Origin of the sequence: Marinoscillum sp., assembly GCF_965229915.1 — a bacterium.
Taxonomy (GTDB): Bacteria; Bacteroidota; Bacteroidia; order Cytophagales; family Cyclobacteriaceae; genus Marinoscillum.
The window spans coordinates 3517387-3531855 of record NZ_CBDDJZ010000001.1 but is presented as its reverse complement, the minus strand read 5'-3'; the positions used below and the strand labels follow the sequence as shown (position 1 = coordinate 3531855).

The window sequence follows — 14469 nt, the reverse complement described above, 5'->3', positions numbered from 1 at the left end:
ATCGTTTCATTAACATTACCGTAAGATTAACGCGTATACCCGAATACTCAGAAATGTTTGAATCATTGACAAAAGAGACACTTTACGAATACCCTTCGTTCAAAGTGGCACTTTTTTCCATATTGCTGGCCTTCACGCTGAGCAGTGTGATGGCCTATACCTATTATGTAACCAACAAAGGTCAGGCATTTTCCAGAAACTTTTTTCAAGCCATGGTGCTCAGTTCGATCGTATCATGCATGGTCATTATGGCTGTTGGGAATAATGTAGCTGCTGGATTTGGAATCATTGGAGCAATCGCGATCATCCGGTTTAGAGTAACCATTGAAAATCCTCGCAACATTATTTTCATTTTTGGAACCTTATCCATTGGAATAGCGGCTGGAGTCTATGGCTATTCCATAGCCCTGGCAGGAACGATCGTTTTTTGTTTGATTGCTCTGCTTTTGAGTATCTCACCTTTTGGCAGTGGAGTCCTCACTCGGGAGTTTGCTGTCTCATTGACTATTTCCAATGAAATCAACCCGGACATTGATGCGCTGTTCATCGCTAACTGTGAGGATTACCGTCTTTCTGGCATGAACAGTACAAAAACCGGCAGTAGGCGCCGGTATTTTGTTCTCCTGAAAAAAGACATCTCCAAAGAAACCTTTTTTCAACTACTGGAGACTACCAATGGTCTTTCAAACATCCGCCTGGAACGTGATGATAACCTCGATAAAATTTAAGCTGTGAAGAAGTACATATTTTTTATCGTTTGGCTAATCCTGGCCGCCGGCTTGGCTTTTGTGGCATTCAGCTCTGAAGACTCTGCAGCTATTCTGGCTGAAGTGGAGCCAAGAAGCTATGCCGTCAGTTTTGAAAAGAATGTCCGCATAAAAGAGCTGTATGTGGTCCCTGGAGAACAAATCCTAAAAGGTGACCCACTGATCAGGGTAGAACGCCCTGATTTGCTAATAGAGAAAGAAAACAAACAAAACAAACTGACTCTTCTCAAAGCCAATCTGAACAAACGAGAACTCCAGAAGGAGAACAAGCTATACCTGAATGACCTTGAATATGATCTGAAAATCAAGCAACTCGAAAACAAGATTCAGGAAATCAAAGCCTCTCTGGATCAGCAGCAAAGGATTCAGGAAGATTTCAAAAAGCTCGACTGGCAAAAACAGGTGACGCCTGACTCAATGCTTCTGAGCAAGCTACAGCTGCTAGAAGGTGAAAAGAAGCTCCTGAACCGTGAATATCAGTTGAAACGCAAAGAAATCAATTCCAACTATGCGCTGGAGGAAGCCAACGCTTCTGCTGAAATAGACTTATTAGAAAAAGAAATTCAGCTACTGGAAACAGAGGAAATGGAACTCACTCAATACGCCCGAGTCAACGGTACCATTGGGAGCATCCATGTGGAAACCGACCAGCTGGTGCCAGCATACACCAACTTGCTATCGGTCTATGAAAACAATCCAACCATCATTAGGGCATTCACCAATGAACACAATGAAATAGAGCTAGAAAGCGGCTCAGTGGTGTATATAGAATCTACTAATCGCCAATATAGGATCAAGGGAACCGTGATCGAAGTGGGTAGCCGTATTATCCAATATCCAGAGCGATTACGCACATTTGATCAGATGCCATCATGGGGTCGTGAAATATTCATAGAGATTCCAGAGGAAAGTAAGTTTTTGAATGGAGAAAAGGTCTTTGTCATATTACAACCTTAAAATGATGATGAAACGCCTCTTTATACTTGCATGGTCACTGTACAGCCTTTATGCCTCGGCGCAAAACTCATTCGTAAACGAGCACCTAATGTCAGCACAGAATGACTCACGTCTTACTCGGTATGCAGAAGAGTTGTCGTTCCTTGAGCAAGATCAAATCAAGACATCATGGATTCGGGAAGTAGAAGTAAGAGGTAGATCCGATCACTTTAGTGAACAGCTCTCTGAGTATCGACTGAGACTCTCTCCATCTAATCCCTGGGAAGTGAAAGCAAACAAAGAGTACAGCAAACAACTCCAGCAAACCACCCAAATCAATTACCAGTTGGCTTTGGCCAGAGTACTCAAAGACAGATATGAACAACTCATAGAGAGCTACTTTGTCGACTCACGAACACAACTACTGAGCCAACTGCTAACCATCAGGGAGGTGCAAAACGCCCAAATACTGGAAGGAACAAATGGGCTAAATGCCGAGGCCTTGCTGGAGGCCGAAAGTGAAATAAGTGACCTTGAAATCGATTTAGCTGAAAGCAAATTGGAGCTGATTGAAACCAATCAGATCATTCAAAATACAACTCAATCAACCGTTGACTGGTCTGCATGGCTGATGATCCAGCCGGAGCAAATCATGGCCTTTCTTGATGGCCGGGATACCTCCAACTATACCAACCCTTACATCCGCTCATCCGAGGAAAAGCTTGCCTTGGAGGAACAAATGTTGACCATCAGCAAGAGGGAAGCATTCAGCAACATAGGGTTTATTCAGGCTGACATGGATTTGGATCAAGGAAATACGCTCAATGATCATTTGGGATTTCAAGTGGGCATTTCCTTGCCCATCGTCAACCGAGACAAAGCTGATCTGGCTAGAAATCGCTTTAAACTGATTGAAAAAAGAAATGACAACTCACGATTAACTGAAATAATGGCACAGGAAATAGAGTCTCAAAAAAACCAAATAAAAGCACTTTATGAGCTCCATCGGTTAATTGATTCCAAGATCAATCGAGCCGAAGATTTAGCCCAAAACATAAGCACATCAGCTAATTCTAACACCATATTCAAATACCGGCGCTATAAGTTGGACTTAACATGGAAAAGCCTGGACACACATGAAAGACTCCTGAGTGCCTTTCTGGACTATCTGGAACTAGAAGGGCTACTCGCTCAAAGGCCGCTGATAAATTTCTTATCCAATAACCTGGAACCGATCCACCAAACAAATTCTAAATGATGATACCAGCTATTAAACTCAACTATACTCTGATCTTGCTAGCGCTACTAATGCACTGGACTGGATCTGCTCAGGACCTAGTCATCAATGAAATAATGTCCTCGAACAACAATACCCTATTTGATGAGGATGGAGATACCCCGGATTGGGTTGAGCTATATAATAACGGAGCAGACCCAATTGACCTGGAGGGTTATGTTTTGGCTGACTCTGGCACACTGGAAACCCCATGGACGTTTCCAGCAATGGCCTTGGCACCAGGTCAGCATTTATTGGTATTTGCCTCTGATAAGGATCGGGATACACCACCACTTTATTGGGAAACGGTGATCGACTGGGGAGATGATTGGTCGTACCTCATACCTGATGCATCCACCTCACCAAATTGGATGAACGCTGACTTTGATGCCACCTCCTGGGAAGTCGGTCCCAGCGGATTTGGGTATGGAGATAATGATGACAACACCACACTGACAAATGCAGGAAGTGTGTTCATTCGCAAAGAGTTCAATCTGGATAGTCCAGAGGCTATTGCCGAAGCACTATTTCACATAGACTATGATGATGGATTTGTCGCATACCTCAATGGAACAGAAATAGCTCGGGAAAATCTGACATCAGAGGGCCCACCTCCCTATGATCAGTTCGCAGATGATTACGATCATGAAGCTCAGCTCTATCAGGGAGGTCGGCCAGCTTCTTTCAGCTTTGATAAAGACCTTTTAGAAACAGGTACTAACGTTTTGGCAGTGCAGGTTCACAATGCCAACGCCACCTCCTCTGATCTTACGGCTATTCCATTCTTATCTTTTGGGAGCACCACGCCAGTCGACGGAAGTCTATCATCGCATCTTCCTGCCAGTGGCAGCTACCTACATTCCAATTTTAAGATCAATGCGGATGGTGATTACATTTTTCTGATTTCTCCTTCTGGTGAAGTTATCAATTCGGTACATACTGATGACCTTCCAGTAGACATTTCGTATGGACGCGAGACTGATGGCAGTGAAAACTGGGTGTACTATAACGAACCCACCCCAGGTGAATCCAACAGCACAGCTGGATATGCCGGTTTCGGTGCAAAGGTCCTTTTTTCTGAGGAGGGCGGATTGTATAATGAATCGCTTCAAGTAACTCTGAGTAGTGAATCCGATGCACCTATCTATTACTCTACTGACGGATCACTTCCTGAGCTCTCAGGTCAGCTTTATAGCAGCCCGATTACCATTAGTTCCACCACCGTATTGAGGGCACAGACCATACAAGAAACCTCGCTTCCTGGCGCAGTGAATACTGCATCCTATATCATCCATACAGATCATGAAGTGGCAGTTATTTCACTCACAACCCATCCGGACAATTTCTGGGACTACAACGAGGGGATATACGTCATGGGACCAAATGCCAGTTCGGATTTCCCACATTTCGGAGCAAATTTCTGGGAGGATTGGGAGCGGCCTATCCATATAGAAATGTACGATCCAGATGGTGACCTGGCATTTGCGCAAGATGCCGGAGTAAAAATATTCGGTGGATGGTCAAGAGGCAACGCACAGAAAAGTCTTTCCATTTTTGCGCGAAAATCATACGGGAAGAATGAAATCAAAGACAAGATCTTCCCAGATCTGGAGCTGGATGAATTTGCTAACATCGTTTTAAGAAACTCAGGCAACGACTGGAACAACACCATGTTTCGTGATGCTCTTTTAACCTCCCTTTTTCATGAATCTGTAGACAAGCAAGCTTATCGTCCGGCAGTCATATACCTCAATGGGGAATACTGGGGCATCCAAAATATAAGAGAAAAAGTGAATGAAGACTTTCTGGGCAATCATTTTGACCTGGATCCAGACAGCATAACCATATTAGAAGCAAACGCTATTCCTGTGGAGGGAGATGAACAAGAGTTTCTGGACCTAACTGCCTTTATTCAATCTAACAGCCTGCAGAACACTGACAACTATGAGTATGTAGCTGACCGAATAGATATTGAAAACTTCATTCACTACCAGATTGGCAACATCTTTATTGACAATCGAGATTGGCCTGGAAACAATATCAAATACTGGAAATCAAACCAACCCAATAGCAAATGGCGATGGATTGCCTACGATACGGATTTCGGTTTTGACCCGTGGAACGAAGGAAAGGTCTCCTGGAATACTGTGAATTTTGCCCTGGATGCCAATGGACCAGACTGGCCAAACCCGCCCTGGTCTACCTTGTTGCTCCGACGACTTATGGAAAACGCAACGTTTAAAGAACGCTTTATCAACACTTTTGCCGATCAGCTCAACACCACATTTCTTCCAGAAGCAGTAGTTGAAAAAATATCCGCTTATGAAAGCACTATTGCCAATGAAATCTCTGACCATCTAAGCAGATGGGGCGGAAGCTACTCCGACTGGTCCAACAATGTGTCTCGCATGAAAACATTTGCCAACCAACGACCAGGACACGTACGCAACCACATCAATGGTTCCTTTGATCTGGATGGCATCAACGACATCACCCTGGAAGTGAACGATGAGGCTTTCGGAGACATCACCATCAACTCCATCAACCTTACATCCTACCCATGGAGTGGCGCTTATTTTGATGGCAATCCGGTTACCTTAACAGCCCAACCTAAACCCGGATATCGTTTTCTACGGTGGGAAGGTGATCTCACCAGTGCAGAGATTACCGTTCGGGTAAATCCCGACGATGTCCTCTCAATTACTGCCGTATTTGAAGAAGAAAACAGTGAGTTGACCTCAATCACCATCAACGAAATCAATTACAACTCTGACAAAGACTCAGAAACCGAAGACTGGGTAGAACTCTACAACAAAGGTGAGCAGACAATCGACCTTAGTGGTTGGGTACTTAAAGATGATGACGATGGCCACCAATTCATTTTCGTGGATGGAACAGCTCTGGAAGCGGGTGACTTTCTGGTTATTTGTAGAGACACTGAAGCCTTCAGCAGCATACACACTACTGAAAACATCCTTGGCAACATGGATTTTGGCTTGTCCAGTGATGGAGATTGCGTGCGCTTATTCAATGCAGACGGTATCTTAACCGATGAGGTCTGTTACCTATCAGAATCTCCATGGCCCACCCAGCCAGATGGTAAAGGAAGTACGCTAGCCTTGAAAAACCCGGCTCTTGACAATGCCGATGCTGAAAGCTGGTATGGACTGGGAAACAATGGCAACCCTGGAGAAAGCAATGAGGCAGAACTTGATCCTACAGGTTTGACTTCCATAATCACTACGGTATACCCAAATCCAGTGGAAGCCGGGAGTTTTTGGCTTACCTGTAAGTTGAAAAATTCCAAATCCCTGAGAGTGGAGTTATTGGATGTTTCTGGAAAAAGGGTGTCGGTGCTCTACAATGGCAGGTACGAAAACTCATTTGCCAAAGAGTTGTCGCTTCCAAAGGCTCTGAATAAAGGTGTCTATTTCCTCATGATTGAGAGTGAAGAGTCCCGTACAGTGGAAAGAATTATGATCCAGCGGTAAGTATACCACACTATCAGTCGTAACCAATAAAAAAGCCTTCCTGAGTACTCAGGAAGGCTTTTTATTTATCTATCGAATGTTCTTAACCGTTCATCGAGATCAAGAACTCATCGTTATTTCTAGTTCCCTTCATTTTGCTCAGAAGGAATTCCATCGCTTCGTTACTGTTCATGTCAGACATGAACTTGCGAAGGATCCATACACGCTGAAGTTCTTCTTTGTCCATCAACAGATCCTCACGACGCGTACCTGAAGCCGGCACATCGATCGCTGGGTAAACTCGCTTGTTGGATAGTTTTCTATCTAGCTGAAGCTCCATGTTACCAGTACCTTTGAATTCTTCAAAGATCACTTCGTCCATTTTAGAACCAGTCTCGATCAATGCCGTGGCGATAATCGTCAGTGATCCACCATTCTCCACGTTTCTAGCCGCCCCGAAAAAACGCTTCGGCTTGTGAAGTGCGTTAGCATCCACACCACCAGACAAGATTTTTCCAGAAGAAGGAGCTACCGTATTGTGAGCACGTGCAAGACGAGTAATGGAATCCAAAAGGATCACTACATCATGTCCGCATTCCACCATGCGCTTAGCTTTTTCCAACACAATGTTAGAAACCTTCACGTGTCTGTCTGCCTGCTCATCAAACGTAGAAGCTACTACCTCTGCCTTTACAGACCTAGCCATATCAGTAACCTCCTCAGGTCTTTCATCGATCAGGAGGATCATCAGGTAAACCTCAGGATGATTCTCTGCAATCGCATTGGCGATATTCTTCAAGAGTACTGTTTTACCAGTTTTTGGCTGAGCTACGATCATTCCACGCTGACCTTTACCAATTGGTGCAAATAGGTCTACAATACGCGTGGAATAGTTATCCGGCTTAGAGCTCAGGTTCAGTTTTTGATCTGGAAAAAGCGGTGTTAGGTATTCGAACGCTACACGATCTCTGATTTCCTCAGTGGTCTTTCCGTTGACGCTTTCTACTCTGAGTAGTGCAAAATACTTCTCTCCATCTTTAGGAGGTCTGATTTGACCTTTTACCGTATCTCCAGTCTTAAGGCCAAACAATTTAATCTGGGAAGGTGACACATAAATATCATCCGGGCTAGCCAAATAGTGATAGTCACTAGATCTTAAGAACCCATAACCATCCTGCATGATTTCAAGAACACCTTCGTTCTCAATCATACCATCAAATTCCTTCACATCTTCATTGAACTGAGCCTTTTTGCTTTTTTGCTCATTTCGATTGTCTCTGCGCTGGTCCTTATTTTCTCTTTGGTCTTTTTGTTGATCCTTGTGTTCGCCACCATTATTGTCTTTGGAGCGCGGATCGTTTTCTCTTCTTCTGCGAGGATTGTTGTCCTCAGATTTTGCTGGTTTGGATTCTTTGGAGCCTGAATCCGCCGTTTGCTCTATCTCTATGTCCAGTGACTTCAATAGATCGTCGGCACTCTTTTCTTCTTTCTTGCCGCCAGTTTCTTTTACGTTTTCACGTTTTTTACCAGCTGGCTTCTTCTTAGGCTTATCGTCAGATTTTTTAGGCTCTTCTGATTTATCAGCCTTGTCTTTCTTCAATTTCTTCAATTCACCATCAGGTAATGTTGCCTGCTTGTCCAGAATTTCGTAGATCAGATCCTTTTTAGCAGTTTTCTTGGCGTTCTTGATACCAAGTTCTTCAGCTATCTCTCTCAATTCGGAAAGGAGCCTTACACTCAAATCATCTAAAGTGTACATAAATTAATAAGTGGGTTTAATAACTGATTCCGCTGGTCAGAAAACGTGCGGAGAGTTTAGATAAAATATATCGAAATGGATAAAAATTAAGTGGAGGTCCACTTGAATTGCTCCACAAGTATAGGATAACGAGTACTATTTCCCAAATATCAGCGCCTAATTTCTACCAATGGGGAAAAACCAATATTTTGACGGTTCACTTCCTTTATTGGCGGAATGCCAGTTACTTTGCATGCTCATTGGTAAAGCCAGAAATTTAGAGTGAAATGCTACAAGTAATCAACATACAGGAGAACCTGGATGCATATATTGACGGTCTGAGTAAACGTGGAATTCCAAACGGTAAAGAACTCCTCAAAGAAGTAACAGATCTGGATGCAGAAAGAAAAAAAACACAACAAGAACTGGACGATACCAAGGCAAAATCCAATCAGCTAGCCAAACAAATCGGACAGCTTTTTAAAGAAGGAAAAAAAGAGGAAGCAGAAGCGGCCAAAGCCGAAACCGCTCAACTTAAGGAGCGCGATAAAGCCCTATCTGAACAGCTCAACAGCATTCAGGAAGGATTACTGAGTAAACTCTACAATATCCCCAACATTCCTCACCCAACTGTAAAAGCAGGTAAAAACGAGGAAGACAATGAGATAGTGAAGCTGGATGAAAGCAAGAAACCGAAGCTTCCCGAAGGAGCCAAACCTCACTGGGACCTGATCGCCGAATATGATATTATTGATTTCGAACTAGGCAATAAAGTGACTGGTGCAGGCTTTCCTTTTTATAAAGGTGCCGGAGCACGCATGGTGCGTTCCCTAGTCAACTACTTCCTGGATGAAGCTCAAAAAGCGGGATACATTGAAGTGCAACCGCCTATTCTGATCAACGAAGATTCTGGATATGGAACAGGTCAACTTCCTGACAAGGAAGGTCAAATGTATGGAATCACCGATTCCAACCTTTTCCTCATCCCAACGGCTGAAGTACCTATCACCAACATTTATCGAGATGTGATTGTCAGCGAAACCGAATTACCTATTAAACATGTTGGTTATACACCTTGCTTCCGAAGAGAAGCTGGGTCATGGGGAGCGCATGTACGTGGACTCAACAGGCTACATCAGTTTGACAAAGTAGAGATCGTTCAGATAGCCAAACCTGAGGATTCGTATCAGGTGCTGGATCAGATGGTAGCCCATGTAGAGCAGTTGGTCAACAATCTGGGACTTCCTTATCGCATTCTCAGACTTTGTGGTGGTGACCTGGGTTTTACCTCCGCTTTGACTTTTGACTTTGAGGTGTACTCTGCCGCTCAGGACAAGTGGCTGGAAGTGAGCTCGGTTTCCAACTTCGAAACCTATCAAGCCAACAGGCTCAAGCTGCGTTATAAAAATGCTGAGAACAAGAAACAGTTGGCCCACACACTCAATGGTTCTGCGCTTGCAATTCCACGCATTCTGGCAGCAATTTTGGAAAACAACCAAACAACTGACGGTATCAAAGTACCTGAGGTATTGCAACCGTACATGGGTATGGATGTGATCCATAAATAAGACCACTTATATAAAGTTTAAAAGGGATTTCAGAAATGGAATCCCTTCTTTTTATCTTCATGGGAAATAAACTGAAACCTTACCATGAAGAAATTAATTCCATTGTTCTTTTTAGGAGCTTTCTGTGCTTGTACTCCGCAGCAACAAGAATCAGAATCAGCTGAAAACCTCACCTACCCCACCACAGCAAAAGTGGACACGGTAGACACCTACTTTGGCACCGAAGTGCCTGACCCTTACCGTTGGTTAGAGGACGATATGTCTGAAGAAACCGCTGGATGGGTGGAAAGTCAAAATGACGTCACTTTCGCCTATCTAAAGGACATCCCTTTCAGAGGTAAGCTGAAAGAACGACTAGAAAAACTCTACGACTATGCGCGTGTTTCGGCTCCTACCAGACATGGGGAATGGGAATATTTCTACAAAAACGATGGCCTTCAAAACCAAAGTGTGCTCTACCGCCGCAAAGACTCAGATTCGGAACCAGAAGTATTTTTAGACCCAAATAAATTCACTGAAGATGGCACCATCTCTCTTGCCTCTACCAGCTTTACAGACGATGGCAAGTTGTTTGGCTACCTGATCTCGATCGGGGGCTCTGACTGGAGAAAGGCCCTGGTTATGGACACCGAAACCCTGGAGCTAGTAGGTGACACCCTGCACAATATCAAATTCAGCGGGATGAGCTGGAAAGGAAATGAGGGCTTTTATTACAGCTCTTATGATCAACCCAAAGATGGCAGTGAACTATCAGCCAAAACTCAATACCACAAACTCTACTATCACCAACTGGGGACAGATCAGTCTGAAGACCAGCTGATTTTTGGTGGAGAGGCTCAACCTTACAGATACATATTTGGAGGAGTGTCTGAAGACGACCGTTACCTGACTATAGGTGCTGCATCAAGCACCAGTGGCAATGTGCTCTTCATCAAAGACTTGAGTGATCCATCTTCAAAAATTATCTCAGTGGATGAAAACATGGACACTGAGGAGTCGCTACTAACCACAGATGGCAATCGACTGATTCTCCAAACAAATACTGACGCGCCAAATAACCGTATCGTTACCACCACTATTGACAACCCAAATACCTCTACCTGGGTGGATCTAATCCCCGAAACAGAAAACGTACTCTCAGCCAATACAGGTGGCGGATACATTTTTGCCAGCTATCTGGAAGATGCCAAAACAGTGATCAAACAATACGACATGGAGGGTGAGCTCGTGAGAAACGTAGAGCTACCAGACATAGGTTCAGCTTATGGGTTTGGTGGTAAAATGGATGAGCCTGAACTATATTACACATTCACATCATTCACTTACCCAAGCACCATTTTCAAATACGATATTTCATCTGGCAAATCCGAACTCTACGAACAGCCAGACATTGATTTCAACCCTGAAGATTATGTGACCGAGCAGATCTTCTACAAAAGCAAAGACGGAACAGAAGTGCCAATGTTCATAGTACATAAAAAAGGGTTGGAAAAGACAGGCAAGAACCCCACTTACCTATACGCCTATGGTGGCTTCAATGTCAGCCTGAGACCAACTTTCAGTACTAGTAGAATCCTGTGGCTGGAGAATGGCGGAATCTATGCACAGCCAAACATACGCGGAGGTGGAGAATATGGTGAAGAATGGCATAAAGCTGGCACAAAAATGCAGAAGCAGAATGTTTTTGATGATTTCATAGCCGCGGGTGAGTACCTGATAGATCAGGGCTATACCTCTAGTGACTTCCTGGCAATAGCCGGTGGATCTAATGGAGGACTCCTGGTAGGTGCCACCATGACCCAGCGTCCTGACCTGGCCAGAGTGGCATTCCCAGCTGTGGGAGTGATGGATATGCTTCGCTATCACAAGTTTACTGCTGGTGCCGGATGGGCTTCCGATTATGGCACCTCAGAAGAATCTGAAGAGATGTTTCAATACTTGCTAAACTACTCTCCGGTGCACAATCTGGATGCCGCTAATTACCCAGCCACCATGGTGACCACTGCAGACCATGATGATCGAGTAGTACCTGCACACTCATTCAAATTTGCTGCTGGATTGCAAGAGGCCCACACTGGAGACACGCCTGTGCTCATTCGCATTGAAACAGATGCAGGACATGGAGCCGGAACTCCTATTTCTAAAAGTATCGAGCAAGAAGCAGATAAATATGCATTCGCCTGGTACAACATGGGAGTGATTCCTGATTTGGCGAAGAAAGATATGTAATCAGAGTTTGAGGCTATGAAAGAGGCTGTTCAAACAAATTGAGCGGCCTCTTTTTTTATTACTCCTGGTTGGACTCCTCTTCTTGACGGGCTTGCTCCTGAGCCATTTGAGCCTTAAGCTCATTAGGTATCTCCACCAGATGTTTCACCAGTTTGGCGTATAGATGATCTGGGTGAAAAGGCTTCACCACTAAATCATCCAGCCCGGCAGACTTGATGTTTAATTCAATGTCAGAGAGTGCAGCAGCAGTCAATGCCAAAATAGGTAGCTTGGCCCCTCGAGATCGGAGCTCCTTGGTTGCAGTATAACCATCCATTACAGGCATCTGCAAGTCCATCAGGATAATATCATACTTTCCTTCCTCATACATCTCCAAAGCTTCTTCTCCATTTTTTGCATACTCAATATCACAATGCCACTTTTCTAGAAATTTCTGCGCCACCATTACATTCACATCATTGTCCTCCACCAATAAGACGCGTTTGTCCAATAGTGGATCCACCAGAAAGCTTGGCTTAGCAACTGATTTCCTGACACCTTTAGCAATTTTGAATCGCTGCTCGAAAAAGAACTTCGACCCCTTGCCGAGCTCACTCTCAAGCTGGATCTGAACCCCCTGAAGCTCCAGGATCTTTTTGCTAATGGCTAATCCAAGTCCGGTTCCGCCGTAGGTCCTGTTGATGGAGGTGTTGGCCTGATTAAATTTTTCAAATATTTTCTGCTGATGGGCCTTAGAAATCCCAATGCCAGTATCCTCCACATCAAAAGCCACCAAAATGCTCTCTGGCTCGCGCTCACGCTGCTTGATACGCAAAGTGACTGTACCATCCTTGGTAAACTTGATGGCATTATTGATCAGATTAGAAAGTACCTGAGTCAATCGTCCCGCATCTCCTACATACATGGCTGGCAGATCTTCATCATAGTCAAAAACCACTTTTGTCTTAACCTCCTCAGCAGTAGTCTTGAAACCATCCACCAGGTTCTGGCCCAGTTCTTTGATATTAAAAACAGCCTCTTCTATAATCAGCTTTCCGGACTCCAATTTGTTAAAATCAAGGATATCGTTGATCAGGCGTAACAGGTTCTCTGACGAAAACTTCAAAGTATCCAGGGTTTTCTTCTGATCGTTTCTCGGATGACTGTAGAGCAAGTGATGCGTTAAACCAATCACAGCATTCATCGGTGTGCGGATCTCGTGTGACATAGTAGACAGAAAGTCCGACTTGGCACGCATACTGGCTTCTGCATCCTCTTTGGCCTGTTTCCAGGCCAGTGCCACTTGCTGGGATGTGGTGATCGACTGCAAAAAGAAAAAGATCATATAGCCCAGTGGTACCAGGAATATTGGCAAATCCAGAAAAGTCATGCGGTGTAGTACCTGCAGTAACAACACCAGCAGAATGACACTTGCAGAGATCATTGCAAACTTGGAGCCCGGACGTTTGTTTTTTAAAGCGTTGAGGTAAATGTAGAACCCGAGTCCAATCACTCCAAAGACGAAAATCAAGAAGAAATTTTGTAGAAATGTAAAGATGGAAGGAGGTAAGACTACTGCACAAACCAGAAAAGCTAAACTGACATATACTACCACTTTTTCAAAGTATTTTGGACTATCCTTCGGATAGGTAGCGTAGGCATATTTGAGTAACAGAATAGTCAGCAGATACACGGATACATATTCCAGCTTGATGGACAGTAACCAGGGGATATCAGGAAATAACCAGTGCATGATGTAATTGCCACTGCCAAAGACGTAGTAACTAAATGTCATGCAAAACAATGCGAAGTAGAGAATATTCCGCTGGCGTCTTCCATACAAGTACAATCCAAGGAAAAACATCCCTCCCATGATCAGAGCGCCTGTGAGAATGGCATCAAGAGTAAATACATAATTTCTATGGCTGGTTAGCTCATCTCTATCTCCCAGGAGAATACTATCTACTGGACCACCTCTCGAGTGTCTGAAGTTGGCAACCTGCAGTGTAAAGACATTGGTATCCCGCAAAATTTCCTGATCAATTGGATTGGTGAGCTGTATCCACTTGGGCTCTGTAGTTTCTTTGCTTGTGCCAACCTCTCCATTGCTGGAAATCAGCTCTCCATTGATGTAAAAGCGATAGGCATTGTAGACAGCTGGTGTGTAAATGGCTAGTTTCTGATCTGGGTCCATCAGCACCTCAATCTGATAAGTAGCATAGCCGGTAGAGGAATAGTCAGTCAATGGCTCATTTTTCCAAAGCCTTGGAAAAGGCACCAATTCTCCACCTGGAGTGAGAGAGGATTCGTTGACTAATGATTTCCAATGAAAGTACCACTCACCATCTAAACTCATGTAAGTAAAATCCTCTGGCAAGTTGCGAAAATCTAACAAGCCGTTTTCCAGCTTTTGCGATTTAGCTGAAAAGACACTCAATGCCAGAAGCAATGAAAAAGCAATTCGGTTGATGATTGGATATTTCAAATGGCGGTCGGTTTGGCGATA

The 14469-nt window shown here is 44.1% G+C and carries 8 protein-coding genes; 6 read left to right on the top strand and 2 right to left on the bottom strand.

Annotated features, from left to right (window positions below; translation table 11 throughout):
• Positions 1-53 precede the first annotated feature (53 nt).
• The 4 genes from ACO067_RS15060 (at position 54) to ACO067_RS15045 (ending at position 6470) form a co-directional block, all read left to right on the top strand.
• Positions 54-728, top strand: coding sequence for a DUF4956 domain-containing protein (locus ACO067_RS15060; protein ID WP_421875409.1), 675 nt, complete (start codon positions 54-56; stop codon positions 726-728).
• 3 nt (positions 729-731) lie between these two features.
• Complete coding sequence (locus tag ACO067_RS15055) at positions 732-1724, top strand: HlyD family secretion protein (RefSeq protein WP_421875407.1); 993 nt, start codon at positions 732-734, stop codon at positions 1722-1724.
• A gap of 88 nt (positions 1725-1812) precedes the next feature.
• Positions 1813-2961, top strand: a complete 1149-nt coding sequence (locus ACO067_RS15050) for a hypothetical protein (protein WP_421875405.1) — start codon at positions 1813-1815, stop codon at positions 2959-2961.
• Entirely contained in the window at positions 2958-6470 is a 3513-nt protein-coding gene (locus ACO067_RS15045; RefSeq protein WP_421875403.1) for a CotH kinase family protein, read from the top strand. The genes ACO067_RS15050 and ACO067_RS15045 overlap by 4 nt, the downstream gene beginning before the upstream one ends.
• An 82-nt stretch (positions 6471-6552) precedes the next feature.
• Here ACO067_RS15045 and rho read toward each other — a convergent pair whose 3' ends face one another.
• The gene (gene rho / locus ACO067_RS15040) at positions 6553-8208 is read right to left on the bottom strand and encodes a transcription termination factor Rho (protein WP_421875401.1); all 1656 of its coding nucleotides are present in this window, start codon (positions 8206-8208) and stop codon (positions 6553-6555) included.
• A gap of 266 nt (positions 8209-8474) precedes the next feature.
• On the opposite strand from rho, the gene serS reads away from it, so the two are divergent.
• A complete protein-coding gene (serS, locus tag ACO067_RS15035) occupies positions 8475-9755 on the top strand; it encodes a serine--tRNA ligase (RefSeq protein ID WP_421875399.1) in 1281 nt (426 codons plus the stop codon).
• An 84-nt stretch (positions 9756-9839) separates the two neighbouring features.
• Complete coding sequence (locus tag ACO067_RS15030) at positions 9840-11984, top strand: prolyl oligopeptidase family serine peptidase (protein WP_421875397.1); 2145 nt, start codon at positions 9840-9842, stop codon at positions 11982-11984.
• Positions 11985-12042: 58 nt separating this feature from the next.
• On the opposite strand, the gene ACO067_RS15025 is transcribed toward ACO067_RS15030, so the two are convergent.
• Positions 12043-14448 carry an ATP-binding protein gene (locus ACO067_RS15025; RefSeq protein ID WP_421875395.1) on the bottom strand — a complete coding sequence of 802 codons (2406 nt, stop codon included), beginning with the start codon at positions 14446-14448 and terminating at the stop codon, positions 12043-12045.
• Positions 14449-14469: the final 21 nt, after the last annotated feature.

Coding starts and splice junctions, on each gene's coding strand:
- ACO067_RS15060 (WP_421875409.1), top strand. CDS start 54: ATGTTTGAATCATTGACAAAAGAGACACTTTACGAATACCCTTCGTTC.
- ACO067_RS15050 (WP_421875405.1), top strand. CDS start 1,813: ATGTCAGCACAGAATGACTCACGTCTTACTCGGTATGCAGAAGAGTTG.
- ACO067_RS15045 (WP_421875403.1), top strand. CDS start 2,958: ATGATGATACCAGCTATTAAACTCAACTATACTCTGATCTTGCTAGCG.
- rho (WP_421875401.1), bottom strand. CDS start 8,208: ATGTACACTTTAGATGATTTGAGTGTAAGGCTCCTTTCCGAATTGAGA.
- serS (WP_421875399.1), top strand. CDS start 8,475: ATGCTACAAGTAATCAACATACAGGAGAACCTGGATGCATATATTGAC.
- ACO067_RS15030 (WP_421875397.1), top strand. CDS start 9,840: ATGAAGAAATTAATTCCATTGTTCTTTTTAGGAGCTTTCTGTGCTTGT.